The organism is Microbacterium sp. W1-4-2 (assembly GCF_058349885.2).
In genome coordinates this window covers 213,123-226,284 of sequence record NZ_JBYRJC020000001.1, presented here as the reverse complement: position 1 = coordinate 226,284, position 13,162 = coordinate 213,123, and the positions used below count along the sequence as shown (strand labels likewise).

General features: G+C 71.2%; 16 protein-coding genes. 8 read left to right on the top strand and 8 right to left on the bottom strand.

Annotated features, from left to right (window positions below; translation table 11 throughout):
• Positions 1–3 precede the first annotated feature (3 nt).
• A complete protein-coding gene (locus tag AC3RX0_RS00965; protein WP_491504072.1) occupies positions 4–435 on the top strand; it encodes a VOC family protein in 432 nt (143 codons plus the stop codon).
• 41 nt (positions 436–476) lie between these two features.
• Here the strand turns inward: AC3RX0_RS00965 and AC3RX0_RS00960 are convergent, their stop codons facing one another.
• Positions 477–1,454, bottom strand: a complete 978-nt coding sequence (locus AC3RX0_RS00960) for a hypothetical protein (RefSeq protein WP_491504071.1) — start codon at positions 1,452–1,454, stop codon at positions 477–479.
• 164 nt (positions 1,455–1,618) lie between these two features.
• Between AC3RX0_RS00960 and AC3RX0_RS00955 the strand changes: the two genes are divergently transcribed.
• The 3 genes from AC3RX0_RS00955 to AC3RX0_RS00945 are packed head-to-tail and all read left to right on the top strand — an operon-like array spanning position 1,619 to position 3,445.
• Positions 1,619–2,059 (top strand): hypothetical protein, encoded by a 441-nt coding sequence (locus tag AC3RX0_RS00955; protein ID WP_491504070.1) that lies wholly within the window; start codon positions 1,619–1,621, stop codon positions 2,057–2,059.
• Between the two features lie 21 nt (positions 2,060–2,080).
• A complete protein-coding gene (locus AC3RX0_RS00950; protein ID WP_491504069.1) occupies positions 2,081–2,509 on the top strand; it encodes a DUF8738 domain-containing protein in 429 nt (142 codons plus the stop codon).
• Between the two features lie 48 nt (positions 2,510–2,557).
• Entirely contained in the window at positions 2,558–3,445 is an 888-nt protein-coding gene (locus tag AC3RX0_RS00945) for a hypothetical protein (protein WP_491504068.1), read from the top strand.
• Between the two features lie 205 nt (positions 3,446–3,650).
• Here AC3RX0_RS00945 and AC3RX0_RS00940 read toward each other — a convergent pair whose 3' ends face one another.
• From AC3RX0_RS00940 to AC3RX0_RS00930, 3 genes are all read right to left on the bottom strand, one after another.
• Complete coding sequence (locus AC3RX0_RS00940; protein ID WP_491504067.1) at positions 3,651–3,959, bottom strand: hypothetical protein; 309 nt, start codon at positions 3,957–3,959, stop codon at positions 3,651–3,653.
• On the bottom strand, positions 3,956–4,291 hold the full coding sequence (gene cmtR / locus AC3RX0_RS00935; RefSeq protein ID WP_491505345.1) for a Cd(II)/Pb(II)-sensing metalloregulatory transcriptional regulator CmtR: 336 nt from the start codon (positions 4,289–4,291) through the stop codon (positions 3,956–3,958). The genes AC3RX0_RS00940 and cmtR overlap by 4 nt, the downstream gene beginning before the upstream one ends.
• 61 nt (positions 4,292–4,352) lie before the next feature.
• Positions 4,353–4,685, bottom strand: a complete 333-nt coding sequence (locus AC3RX0_RS00930) for a DUF7882 family protein (protein ID WP_491504066.1) — start codon at positions 4,683–4,685, stop codon at positions 4,353–4,355.
• Between the two features lie 173 nt (positions 4,686–4,858).
• On the opposite strand from AC3RX0_RS00930, the gene AC3RX0_RS00925 reads away from it, so the two are divergent.
• The gene (locus tag AC3RX0_RS00925) at positions 4,859–5,212 is read left to right on the top strand and encodes a hypothetical protein (protein ID WP_491504065.1); all 354 of its coding nucleotides are present in this window, start codon (positions 4,859–4,861) and stop codon (positions 5,210–5,212) included.
• Here AC3RX0_RS00925 and AC3RX0_RS00920 read toward each other — a convergent pair.
• Positions 5,200–6,231, bottom strand: coding sequence for a glycerophosphodiester phosphodiesterase family protein (locus AC3RX0_RS00920; protein WP_491504064.1), 1,032 nt, complete (start codon positions 6,229–6,231; stop codon positions 5,200–5,202). The genes AC3RX0_RS00925 and AC3RX0_RS00920 overlap by 13 nt on opposite strands.
• Positions 6,232–6,370: 139 nt before the next feature.
• Between AC3RX0_RS00920 and AC3RX0_RS00915 the strand changes: the two genes are divergently transcribed.
• From AC3RX0_RS00915 to AC3RX0_RS00905, 3 genes are all read left to right on the top strand, one after another.
• Positions 6,371–7,270 (top strand): Bax inhibitor-1/YccA family protein, encoded by a 900-nt coding sequence (locus tag AC3RX0_RS00915; RefSeq protein ID WP_491504063.1) that lies wholly within the window; start codon positions 6,371–6,373, stop codon positions 7,268–7,270.
• Between the two features lie 247 nt (positions 7,271–7,517).
• Positions 7,518–8,738, top strand: a complete 1,221-nt coding sequence (gene ligD / locus AC3RX0_RS00910) for a non-homologous end-joining DNA ligase (RefSeq protein WP_491504062.1) — start codon at positions 7,518–7,520, stop codon at positions 8,736–8,738.
• A gap of 73 nt (positions 8,739–8,811) precedes the next feature.
• A complete protein-coding gene (locus AC3RX0_RS00905) occupies positions 8,812–9,537 on the top strand; it encodes an MBL fold metallo-hydrolase (protein ID WP_491504061.1) in 726 nt (241 codons plus the stop codon).
• A gap of 123 nt (positions 9,538–9,660) precedes the next feature.
• Here AC3RX0_RS00905 and AC3RX0_RS00900 read toward each other — a convergent pair whose 3' ends face one another.
• Genes AC3RX0_RS00900 through AC3RX0_RS00890 form a run of 3 tightly spaced genes read right to left on the bottom strand, consistent with a single transcriptional unit; the run spans position 9,661 to position 13,158 of the window.
• A complete protein-coding gene (locus tag AC3RX0_RS00900) occupies positions 9,661–11,037 on the bottom strand; it encodes a glycosyltransferase (protein WP_491504060.1) in 1,377 nt (458 codons plus the stop codon).
• Positions 11,038–11,050: 13 nt separating this feature from the next.
• A complete protein-coding gene (guaA, locus tag AC3RX0_RS00895; RefSeq protein ID WP_491505344.1) occupies positions 11,051–12,640 on the bottom strand; it encodes a glutamine-hydrolyzing GMP synthase in 1,590 nt (529 codons plus the stop codon).
• A gap of 50 nt (positions 12,641–12,690) precedes the next feature.
• On the bottom strand, positions 12,691–13,158 hold the full coding sequence (locus AC3RX0_RS00890) for a DUF3817 domain-containing protein (RefSeq protein ID WP_491504059.1): 468 nt from the start codon (positions 13,156–13,158) through the stop codon (positions 12,691–12,693).
• Between the last annotated feature and the right edge of the window lie 4 nt (positions 13,159–13,162).

Below are 13,162 nucleotides of genomic sequence, written 5' to 3'. Positions count from 1 at the left end.
CGCATGGATGCACGCGTCACGTTCATCACGCTCGCCGTCGCCGACCTCGACGCCACCCGCCGGTTCTACATGGACGGGCTCGGGTGGCAGCCGGCGTTCGAAGCCCCCGGCGAGGTCATCTTCATCCGCATCGGGCCGACGCTCATGCTGTCGCTGTGGAGCCGCGCGGGCTTCGAGGCCGAGGTGGGCCCGCTGCCGGCCGAGCGCAGCATTCCGCCGATCACGCTCGCGCACAACATGCCCGACACGGCCGGGGTCGACGCGGTGATGAGGGATGCCGCGGCCGCCGGTGCCGAGATCGTCACTGCCCCGCAGCAGCGCGAATGGGGCGGGTACTCCGGCTACTTCGCCGATCCCGACGGCTTCCGCTGGGAGGTGGCGTACAACCCCCAACCGCTCGCGATGGACCTGCTGCGGGCGGCGGGCCTGGTGTGAGTGCGGCGCTCACGCACACTATTTGACACCGAGTGATCGGCTCAGCGGAGGGCCGGCTGGCGCACGGCCTCCCAGCGCACGGCGAGCAGCGCCCCGACGACGAAGACCACGAATCCCGCCACCACGGCCAGCCACACGGCGCCGGCGGGCACGTTCAGTCGCAGAGCGACGGCGAGTGCGCTGGCAAGGCCCGACGGCATGGGATCGGTGTGCCGGCTCCAGACGGTGAGCACGCGGTCGAACCCCATCGTCGCGACGGCCACGGCGGCCACCGTCGCCGCGGCCCCCGTTGCGCACAGCACCGCCCCGACGCCGCGCCGCGCACCGAGCTGGGCGAACAGCGACCAGCCGGCGGCGATGAACAGCCAGAGGAACAGCGCCACGGCGACGGTGACGTACAGCCCGCGCACGGCGTGCAGCTCCCAGAATGCGTACCAGTAGCCGCCCGGGCCGTCGATCGACAGCGCGATCAGGGTCAGCATGCAGCGCAGCATCATGACGCCGCCGACCGCCGCCATCACCGGCCACGGCGAGCGCTTGCGCACGACGATGCGCAATGCGATCGCGAACAGAGTCCACGCACCGATCACCACCGACAGCCGCATCCAGCCTACGAACGACGACTGCACCGCGCGGGTGGCGATCAGCAGGGCCACCGGCACGGCGAACAGCAGCCACCGGTCGAGCAGCAGCATGCCGAGCGTCGACTCGCGGGCCCGCCAGGGTCGGGTGGAGGCGAGCCAGGTCGCCCGGGCTGCGGCGGCGCCGGGACGGGCCACCAGGCTTGTGCGCGCGGCCAGGATGCCGATCAGCACCCAGGCCGCAGCGAGCAGCAGCAGGATGCGTGCGAGCCACGCCATCGCTCGGTCGGCGGGCGCCGGCGGCGGCGGCGTCGCGCCTTCGGGGAACGGATGCGACTCGATCGCTCCGGCCAGCACGACGGCGGCCGCGGCTCCGAGAGCCAGCAGCAGCACGACGATGGCGAGTGCGAGGATGCCTCGTCTGCCCTCCGTCGTCATGGATCGATTTTAGAGGTACGCGCGCCGCGCTTCACACCGCGGTCCCCTTGCGCCGACGGATGCAGTCGGTAGCGTGGCCTCGATCGGAGCCGTTTCGTCCCGTCGACGACGAGGAGGCAGGCGAGATGAAGATGCGAGATCGACATTCATCGAAGACGAACGGTGTGCCGCCGCTCCTGCTCGTCGGCGTCGCGATCCAGGCGGTGGGCATCGGAACGCAGGCGCTGTTCCACCTGTCCGGTGGGCGTCTGCCCTGGTTGACCGAGCGGCGCACGTCTGCGATCGACCACACGCTCTCGAACGCGGGCGTCCTGTGCCTGGTATCGCATGTCGGACGATGGCTGCGGTCGGGGACCGCCTGGTCGAACGCAGTACGCCGGCTCACGACGATCGGCACTGCGATCGAGGCGGTCGGCGCCGCCGCTGACGGCGTCGGGCACGCGCTCGGCGGCGAGCATCGACTTCCGCTCCTCGCGATCGTGGCCGGGTACGCGACGATCCTGGCCGGCGGTGTGCTCTCGGCTCTCGATGCCGGCCGTTCATCAGCCGACCGCCCGAGCCGATGCGCGCGACGTCCCGACGGCGAGGAGCGCCGCCTATCCTGAAAGGCAGACGAAGGAGCCGCGATGACCGGACGTCGCTGGGCGCTGGGTGCCGGCATCCTTCTTCTCGCGCTCACGGGATGCTCGGGAGGCACGATGTCCACACCTCCGGACGGCCCGAGCGAGCCCCCGTCGCAGGGCACCCCGAGCGAACCGTCGATGTCGCCGTCGAGTCCACCGGGCGTCCCGGCCGCGCGGTGGGCGGCGATCGAGAAGGATCTGGCCTCGCGCGGGGTGGATGCCACGCCCACTCTCGTGTCGGCCGAGGCCGTCACGTGGCGCAACGGCGCACTCGGCTGTCCGCAGCCGGGCATGCAGTACACGCAGGCCCTCGTCGACGGCATGCAGGTGATCGTCGAGGCCGGCGGGCGGCAGTACGACTACCGGTTCGGCACCGGTGACAGGCCGCTCCTGTGTCAGGGCGGCCGGCCCGGCGCGTCGACACGGCCCTGATCGCCCGGTTCACTCCTGTCGTGTCGGACGTGTGCGAGCATTCATCCGATGGACAGTGCCGACATCGAAGAGCTGCGCGCGCTGCGCTCGCGCGCGTACGGACCCGCTCCCGACATCGCGGGCGATCCCGTCGCGATGCGCCGCTTGATCGAGCTCGAAGCCGCCGCCCGGGCCGCACGGCCGACATCGGCTTCGCAGGCGCGATCGGATGCCGGGATCAGCGCGGCGATGCCGCGCTCGTCGGCTGAGGCATCCCCTCTTCCGGCATCCGCGTCCGCACCCGCCCCTCCGCCCCTGCCGGAGCGTCCCGTGACCCCGCCGCTGTCGGCGGCGACCGCGCCGGTCGTGCCGGCCCCGCCGCCCCCGCTGCCGGGCCCGATCGTCATCGCCACGGACGGCCTGGGCCAGCGCCGCGCGACGGTCGAGCCGGCACCGCGGCGCTGGTTCCTCTCGCGCGGATTGGCGGTCGTGTGGGCGGCATCTCTGATCGCGGTCGCGGGCGTCGGCGCGGGCGTCGTCTTCGCAGCGACCTGGATCACGCCGATCGCGAGGCATGCCGACGTGCGACAGATCGCCACGCTCACCGCCGAGCCCGGCTTCGTCTGGCCGGAACGGGTCTTCGGGGCGCGGCCAGAGGGCAAGGGCTTCGAGTTCCACGGCCTGACCGTGATGAGCACCAACGGCGACATGTTCTCCACTGAGGCCGCCACGTCGTGCCTCATCGTCGCGCCCACCCGGGGCCTCACCGACGGCGACCCCGAGGCATTCTCGGGACCTGTCTCGTACGGCTGCGGTGCCGGCGCGTTCCCTGCGACGGTCCAGCTCGAGGTGACCGGCCGGATGCCCAGCGAGCTGCTCGAGGTGCTTCCCGTCGGCAGCGCCGTGCAGTTCGTGTTCGACGGCGAACGCATCGGCGTCTTCTCCGACGCGAAGTGAACGCGCGGCGCGTCATACGCGGTCATCGGGGTTCACGCGCCGACACGCCCGCGGCCGGGTGTCGGAGCGTGCGCCTAGCCTGGGTGCATCGCGACGATCCGGGTGGTCCCGGGCGCCGGTTCATACCCGGCCGTGCAGCGGGTTCGACTCCCGCCGTCGCGTCCGATTCCGAATGCCGATCACTGCCGAACCGTCAGCCGGGGCCTCACTCGAGGAACAGCAGCGAGGTCAGCGCGTCCTCGGTCCCCGTGACGATCAGGCGCAGAGCGCCCGGGCCGGTCTCGACCGTCCAGTCGACGTAGCTGCAGCAGTCGCGTTCGGCCTCGGCGAGCCGCGACAGCCGGGCGCGGGCGTCGTCGACCGGTGCGTAGCGGAGCGTGAGCGTTTCGGGAGTGCGGCTGCGCTCGAGCAGGTAGTCGTCGGCGAGCGCACGCCACTGAGCGACGCGCCTTCCGCCCTCGGCCAGCGGCAGTGAGCACGCGATCGGCAGCCGGCTGCGGTCGTTCTCGGTCATCGGCAGCACTCGCATCCGTCAACCAGGCAGGGGGCGCCCTCGTCGACGGCGACGACCGCTTCGAGCAGTTTGCGCAGGCCCTGGGTCAGGTGCGGATCGGCGATCTCGTATCGGGTCCGCCGCCCTTCGGGCATCCCGACGACGAACCCGCACCCACGCAGACACGCGAGGTGATTCGAGACGTTGGTGCGGGTCAGGTCGAGGTCGCGGGCGAGGTCAGCGGGGTAGCCGGGCTCGTCCAGCAGTGCCAGCAGGATCCGAGAGCGCGTGGGATCGGCCATGGCGCGTCCCAGCCTGTTCATCACGTCCTGACGAGAAGCAATGGTCAGCATGTACTGACTATACAGCATGAACTGACCCATGGGGCGGACCGCAGCCGCATGCCGGCGACGGTCAGTGGCCGATGGTGTCGCGCGGAAGGTTGAGCGCGACCTCCTCGGGCAGCAGCTCGATGCCGCCGGTGCTGTTGGCCGAACGCATGAGCTGCTCGATCCACTCGCGGTTCAGCTGAGGCGGCTCGTCTTCGTCGAAGATGAAGTGCAGCGGGATCGAGGGGTGCAGCCAAAGCGTGCTGCGACCCGTGGGCGCGTCGGCGCCGTGCTGCCACGACAGGGTGAAGCTCTCGTTACGCCGCAGCTTGGTGAACACCGCGATCTTGAGGTGGGCGAGCGTGCGGTCGTCGACCTCGATCGATGTGCCTGAATCACCGTAGAAGAGCTTGCCCATGCGGCTGAGTGTAGCTCCCCGGCGAGGCACACCAGACCACGCGCCGAAGGTCTCGCGCATGTCCCTGTAGAAGGTCTCGCGCATGCGCTTATACCTGTCGGGTACGGCGTCGTCAATGGTGAGATACCCGTCGCTTGGGCGGCTTATGGTTCAGTCGGGAGAAAGGGGCTTCCATGACCCTCATCGAACACTCGCCGCACGTCGGCGAGCGCGTTTCACACGGCGACGCGGCACCCGCCGAGGCCGACCGCACTCGCACGCATCCGTACGCACTGACCTCCATCGGCGCGGATGGATGGCTCATCCACGACACACGGTTCCCGCGCAGCGACGCGCGCCACGTGATCGCGCACCTGTCGTGGGTCGCAGGCCATGTCGAGGCCACCTGGATCGTGCCGCGCCCGCTGCCGTGCCGGTTCGCCACGGCGGCCGAGGCGCTCGACGCGCTCGAGCAGTGGGCCGCGTGCACCATCTGGGCCGCGCCGACCGAGCCGATCGACCTCACCGCGATCCGTCAGCCGGACTGACCTGGCGCGGGGGACGCCGCCCGATCGCCACGTCCGAACACGACCGCGCCGAGGTCGGGGTGATCGACGAACACGCCGTCCACGCCGGCGTCGCGCAGCATCCGCCACTCCGACGCAAAGTCGCCGAACGCCGCCGGCCCGCCACGCGAGCGGAACGTCCGCACGAGAAACGTGTTCTCGGGGCGGCACGTCCACGCGAACACGCTCAGACCCCGCTCGTGGGCATCGGCGACGAGCGTCGACGGCCCGGTCACCCGGCCGAGCCGGTCGGGGGCGAGGATCATGCGCTTGGCGACGCTGATGCCGTCCACCGCACCGGACAGGCCCGACAGCCCCTCGGACGTGGCGATCCGTGCATACGTCGGCGCATCGCCGCCACGCGCCGCGACCAGGTCGAACGGCCGACCGCTCGCCTCGAGCAGATAGACGTACTGGGCGACGACGCCGCGCGCCCGCACCTGCTCGAGCACCGTCGATTCGAACGACTCGACCACGAGTGGATGGGTGCCGTCGGCCCAGCCCGCGGCACGCAGCTCTCGCGCGACCAGGTCTGCGACATCCCAGCCGAGCCCGCCGAAGTACGTCGCGTGCTTGATCTCGAGAACGACCCCGCGCCCGGCCGCACCGGCGAGGTCCAGCACGTCGCGCAGCCGCAGGATCGGCTCCTGCCCGTCATAGGCCGTGTTGCCGGGGCGCAGCTGCGGCAGGCGTTCACGGCAGTGCAGGGTCGCGAGCTCGTCCCAGGTGAAGTCCTCGGCGAACCAGCCGGTCATCTTCTGACCGTCGACCCGCTTCGTGGTGCGGCGCGAGGCGAATTCGGGTCGGGATGCCACATCCGTCGTGGCCGAGACCTCGTTCTCGTGGCGCACGACCAGGACCCCGTCGTTGCTGACCACGACGTCGGGCTCGACGGCATCCACCCCCATCTGCAGGGCCAGCGCGTACGAGGAGCGCGAGTGCTCGGGGCGATACCCGGGCGCGCCTCGATGGCCGATGATCAGCGGAGTCGGATTCGGCACCGTTTCAGGCTACGTGCCGTTCGACGCCGTCACTCAGCTCAAAGCCGAATCTCAGCAGATCCGTGCGCATCGGAAGGATGCGCCGCTATCGTGGAGGCACAGCAGATTGCTGTCACAGCTATCCGTGGAGTGTGCGAGCATGCCTTCGGCAAACCCCGCCTTCAACAATCCCGCCTTCCAGGACCAGAGCGCGGTCAGGTCGTATCCGGGCGGATCCGGCGCCGCATCGATCGGAGGGCAGCCTCAGACCGCCGCCTCGGCGCAGACCGCTTCGGTGAACGCTCAGCTCGAGGGGCAGTTCGCCGCCCCGTCCGCCGGCGCGGTCGAGACCGACCGCATGACGGTCGAAGACACCGTCCTGAAGACCCTCGGGCTGTTCGCGATCCTGGTGGTCGCCGCGGTCGTCGGCTGGGTCTGGTCGATGTCGACCGTGACGGCCGCGAACCCGGTTCCCACGATCGCCCCCTGGCTCGTCGGCCTGATCGGCGGCTTCGTGCTGGCGATGGTCATCTCGTTCTCGAAGAAGGTGCGCCCGGCGCTGATCCTCGTGTACGCCGCGTTCGAGGGATTGTTCGTCGGCGGCATCTCGGCATTCTTCGAGGTGCTCTTCCCGGGCATCGTCATGCAGGCGACCCTGGCCACCCTCGCGGTCGTCGGCGTGACCCTGGCGCTGTTCGCCAGCGGAAAGATCCGCGCATCGAAGCGGGCCACCAAGATCTGGATGATCGCGATGATCGGGTACCTCGTGTTCCAGCTCATCAACGTCGTCCTGATGTGGACCGGCGTGCTCAGCGCCGCCGACACGTTCGGCCTGTACAGCGTGAAGATCGCCGGCATCCCGCTGGGACTGGTCATCGGCGTGCTCGTGGTGATCATGGCCGCGTACTCGCTCGTGCAGGACTTCGACTTCATCCAGCAGGGCGTGCGCAACCGTGCTCCGCGCCAGTACGGCTGGCTCGGCGGCTTCGGCATCATGGTCACCGTCGTCTGGCTCTACATCGAGATCCTGCGCATCATCGCGATCGCGCGCAGCAACTAGCTTTCGATCGCACGAAGGGGCCGTCCGCGAGGGCGGTCCCTTCGTCGTCTTCCCCTCTTCCCACGTTGCCCCCGAATCCATAGGGATTGGGCGAGTCACTGCCCTACGGGGTATGGAGTCGCCCAGTCCCTATGGATCGGGAACTCCGCCGGCTCGGTCACCCGCCGCACCTCGAGTTCTGAGCCGGGTTGCCCGGCGTCCCGCAAGGGGGTGGCCGTGGCATCCACCCGCCGCTAGCGTGGCGATCATGAGCGGTTCCGACGAGGCGCACGTCGAGGTCGACGGGCAGGACGTGCGGGTCTCGCACCCCGGCAAGGTGGTCTTCCCCGAGCCGGGGCTGACCAAGCTCGACCTCGTCGAGTACTACCTCGCGGTCGCGGACGGAGCGCTGCGCGGGGCCGGCGGGCGGCCGCTCGTGCTCAAGCGCTTCGTGAAGGGCATCGACGCCGAGCCGTTCTTCCAGAAGCGGGTGCCCGAGAACCACCCGGCCTACATCGACACCGCGACGCTGCGGTACGCGTCGGGCACGTCCGCAGAAGAGGCGGTGATCCGGGATGCCGCGGGTCTCGCCTGGATCGTCAATCTCGGCTGCCTCGACCTGAACCCGCACGCGGTGCGTGCCGAGGACCTCGACCATCCCGACGAGCTGCGCGTCGACCTCGACCCGATGCCCGGGGTGGACTGGTCGCAGATCGTGGACGCCGCGTTCGTCGCGCGCGACGTGCTCGACGACCACGGGCTGGTGGGCTGGCCGAAGACGAGCGGGTCGCGCGGCATCCACATCGTCGTGCGGATCCGGCCGGAGTGGGAGTTCCGCGACGTGCGCTCGGCCGCCGAGGCGCTGGCCCGCGAGGTCGAGGCGCGGGCGCCGGGGCTGGCCACGGCACGCTGGTGGAAGGAGGAGCGCGGCGAGAGCGTGTTCGTCGACTTCAATCAGAACGCGAAGGACCGGACCGTGGCATCCGCGTACTCGGTGCGTCCCCTGCCGGACGCGCGCGTCTCGATGCCGCTGGGCTGGGACGAGCTGCGCACCCGCCGACCCGAGGAGTTCACGGCGCGCACGGTGCCTGCGCTGTTCGCCGACCGGGGCGACGCACACGCCGGGATCGACGCCGCCGCCGGGTCGCTCGACGGGCTGCTGCGCCTGGCCGCGGAGCTCGGCCCCGCCGAGAAGGCGCCGCGCGGCGCGAGCGGCACGGGGCAGCGCGCGTCGACGATGCCCCTGATCGAGATCGCGCGCACGAAGACCAAGCCCGAGGCCGAGGACGCGCTCGCGCAGTGGAAGGACGCGCACCGGAAGGTCGCCGGGATGCTGAACCCGGCCGACGTGCTCGTGGACGGCATGCGCGGCTCGAGCTCGCTGTGGTACCGGGTGCGGATCAATCTGCAGCATGTGCCCGAGGCCGACCGCCCGCCGCAGGAGCCGCTGCTGGCCGACTACGACCCGTGGGCGGCCGCCGGTCGTTGACCGAGCGCAGCGAGACGCCCACGGGGCGACGGCCATAGCATGGCTGCATTCCCCACCCACGCCGGAGGCGCACATGGAACTCGGCCCCCACCTTCGCCGGATCGGCAACGACATCGTCGCCGCGTATCTGATCGTGACCGACGAGGGCATCACCGTCGTCGACGCCGGCCTGCCCGGCCAGTGGAACGATCTGCAGGCCGAACTGCGCGCGATCGGCCGGTCGCCGGCCGACATCCGGGGGTTGATCGTGACCCACGGCGACTCGGACCACCTGGGCTTCGCCGAACGGCTGCGGCGCGAGACCGGAGTGCCCGTGTATGTGCACGCCGCCGACGCCGACCGCGCCCGCGGCGGCAAGAAGCCCAAGGCGCCGTGGGGTGCGATGAAGCTCGGCGCGGTGCTCGGGTTCCTCGGCTACAGCATCCGCAAAGGCGCGTTCCGCACGACGTGGCTCACCGACCTGGTCGAGGTGGAGGACGGCGCCGAGCTCGACCTGCCCGGCACCCCGCGCGTGATCGCGATGCCCGGGCACTCCCCCGGCAGCATCGCGGTGTACTCGCCCGTCGCGCAGGCGGTGTTCGTGGGCGACGCGCTGACGACCCGCAACGTGCTGACCGGGGCGGCCGGAGCCGCGCCCGCGCCGTTCACCGACGACCCCGTGCAGGCGCTGGCGTCGCTCGAGCGGATCGCGGATCTCGACGCCGTCTGGGTGCTGCCCGGCCACGGCACGCCCTGGAAGGACTCGCCGCGCCGCATCGTCGCCGCCGTGCGCCGCGCCGCCGCCGCACCCCACCGCTGAGCAGGGTGATCCTGCGCCCCATTCCCTATGGATTCGGCGAATCAACACCCTAGAGGGGCTGGACTCGCCCACTCCCTATGGATTGGGATGCGTCCGGGGCTGGGGATGGAGGCGGGGAGCGGGTCAGGCGCGACGGGAGGGATGCCGCAGCGCGGTCGTGATCGCGGCGACGAGCGCCGGGCGCACGGCCTCGGGCGCGAGACGTCGCGCGGCCTCTCTCGCGTTGCGCGACAGAGCGAGACGTCGCTCGGGGTCGCGCAGCACCGCGATCACGGCGTCGGCGAGGGCGTCGACGTCGCCGCGCGGCACAAGGATGCCGCCGTCGCCGATCACCTCGCGCGGACCGTACTTGGCGTCGAACGAGACCACCGGCAGGCCGCGAGCGAGCGCTTCGGCGATCGACAAGCCCTGCCCCTCGAACGCGGCCGAGACCAGCATGAGCGTGGCCGTCTCGAACAGCGCATCGCGCTCGGCGTGGCCGATCACGCCCCGCAGCCGTACGACGCCGTCCAGGCCTCGCTCGTCGATCCGCTCCTGCAGCTGCGCCCGCAGCGGGCCGTCGCCGTAGATGTCCAGGGTCGCCTCGGGCACCGCCGCGTGCACGCGGGCGAATGCGTCGATCGCCCGGTCGATGCGCTTCTGGTCGGCCAGCCGGTTGACCATGACCACGCGGGCTGCGGCGCGGCGCTCGGGCGCGGGCGGCTCGGGTCCGAGCTCGATCGGCGACGGCACGACGTGGAACCCCTCGTCGGCGCCGAAGCGGGCGGCGACGTCGGCGAGCTGGGCCCGCGTCGGCCAGACCACGGCGTCGTACGCATGCACCAGGTCGAGCCAGCGCCGCCACGGCGGCGCCAGCGGCGCGTCGGGGTCGTCGTACGGCGCAGGCAGGTGCGAGTTGTGCACGGTGTGCACGATCCGCACGCCCGGGTCGTCCCAGTCGGCGAGCAGCTCGCCGACCTGCCGCGCCTCGCACACCACGACCACGATGCGGCCGGGCTCGCCCCGGCGCAGCTCCCCGACGATGTGCTCGAGCCATGCACGGTACAGGCCGCGGAACCCGGCGAGCACCCGCGTACCCCCCGGCGCGTGCACGACGACGGGCGCGTCGGTCAGATGCCAGGCCGGGTCGTTCGGCAGCACGGGCAGCGACACCAGCGGGCGCCCGGCCGGATCCGGCACGACCCGGTACTCGAGCGCATCGCCCGCGGCGCCGGGCTCCCCCGCAGCGAACAGCCACGCCGGCTCGGCGGCGGCATCGTCGAACAGATTGCGCCAGGCCGCGGCATCCGGCAGCAGTCCCCGGCCGACGAGGTCGTCGCGCCACGCGGCGTGGGTGGCGGGGTCCGCGGCATCCAGCGTCAGCAGCAGGGGATGCCGCGCCCCGGCCGCCGCCAGCTGCCCGACGCGCGACGGCACGGCCACGGCGAAGCCGCCGTCGAGGGCGGGCGCGACGCGGCTGGCCAGCACGACGTACGCGGCGTCGGGCAGCACCTCGGTCACCGGGACCCCGCGCTCACTCCCACTCGATGGTGGCCGGCGGCTTGCTGGTGACGTCGAGCGTGACGCGGTTGATCTCGCGCACCTCGTTCGTGATCCGGTTCGAGATCTTCGCCAGCACGTCGTACGGCAGCCGCGTCCAGTCCGCAGTCATCGCGTCTTCGGAGGACACCGGGCGCAGCACGACCGGGTGGCCGTACGTGCGGCCGTCACCCTGCACGCCCACCGAGCGCACGTCGGCCAGCAGCACGACCGGGCACTGCCAGATCTCGCCGTCCAGGCCCGCGGCGCTGAGCTCTTCGCGGGCGATCGCGTCGGCCTCGCGCAGGATGTCGAGCCGCTCGCGGGTGACCTCGCCGATGATCCGGATGCCGAGGCCCGGGCCGGGGAACGGCTGTCGCCCGACGATCGCCTCGGGGATGCCGAGCTCGCGGCCGATGGCGCGCACCTCGTCCTTGAACAGGGTGCGCAGCGGCTCGATGAGCTCGAAGTCAAGGTCTTCGGGCAGCCCCCCGACATTGTGGTGGCTCTTGATGTTGGCCGCCCCCGTGCCGCCGCCGGACTCGACGACGTCGGGGTACAGCGTGCCCTGCACGAGGAACTTGATCGGAGCGCCCTCGGCGGCCGCCTCGGCGACGAGATCGCGCTGCACCTTCTCGAACGCGCGGATGAACTCGCGGCCGATGATCTTGCGCTTCTCCTCGGGGTCGGTGACGCCGGCCAGGTGCCCGAGGAACGTGTCGGCGGCGTCGACCGTGATCAGGCGCACGCCGGTCGAAGCCACGTAGTCCTGCTCGACCTGCCGGGCCTCGCCCTTGCGCAGCAGGCCGTGGTCGACGAACACCGCCGTGAGCTGGTCGCCGATCGCCTTGTGCACCAGGGCGGTCGAGACGGCCGAGTCCACGCCGCCCGACAGCGCCGAGATGACCCGGGCGTCACCCACCTGGGCGCGGATGCGCTCGACCTGCTCGGCGATCACGTTGCCGCTGTTCCAGTCGGCCGGAAGGCCGGCGGCCCGGTGCAGGAAGTTCTCGATCACGCGCTGGCCGTACGTCGAGTGCTTGACCTCGGGGTGCCACTGCACCCCGTACAGGCCCTTCTCGACGTTGCTGAACGCCGCGACGTCGGTCGCCGCGGTGGTGGCCAGCACGGTGAAGCCCTCGGGCGCCTCGGCGACCTGGTCGCCGTGGCTCATCCACACGTTCTGCGCGGCCGGCGTGCCCTCGAGCAGCACTCCGGGCTCACCCGTGATCGTGGCATCCGTCGCCCCGTATTCGCGCAGCCCCGTGTTCGCGACGCGACCACCGAGGGTCTGCGCCATGATCTGGAAGCCGTAGCAGATGCCGAGCGTGGGCACGCCGAGCTCGAACACGCCGGGGTCCAGGCTCGGGGCGCCCTCTTCGTAGACCGACGACGGGCCGCCGGTGAGGATGATCCCGACCGGGTTGCGCGCGGCGATCTCGGCCGCGGTCGTGTTGTGGGGCACGATCTCGCTGTAGACACCGGCCTCGCGCACGCGACGCGCGATCAGCTGCGCGTACTGCGCGCCGAAGTCGACGACGAGCACGGGACGCTGCGCGGTGTCCAGAAGCGACGTCTCGGGGATCGAGGCCTCGGCGCTCGCGGCGTCGGCAGGCAGGGTCTCGGGGGTGTCGGTCACCGTGCTCCTTCAGAGGCAGGGGTCGGGGAGGAGGATGCCGCGGCCTCGCGGTCGGCCAGGTAGTGCTTGACGTCGCGGGCGACGATCGCCTCCATGATGAACGACAGGAACGGCACGACGCCGCCCGCGGCCAGCATGATGAAGCGCCAGAACTGCCAGCGCATGAGGCTCCACACGCGGAAGCAGCTGAACAGGTAGACGACATAGAACCAGCCGTGCACGACGAGGATCGTCATGTTGATGTTCATGCCGTCGCCGGTGGACGCGCCGCTGGGCGACACCGGCGAGAAGTACAGGAAGCCGCCGGAGCCGGCCAGGAACAGCTCATAGCCGAACCCGTATTTCATCACCATCTCACCCACCAGCAGCAGCAGGAAGGTTCCGGTGATGATGGAGCAGATCTGGTAGAACGTCAGTGCGCCACGGATGGCAGGAAACGACGCCAGCTTCGGGGCGAGGGGCATGGCC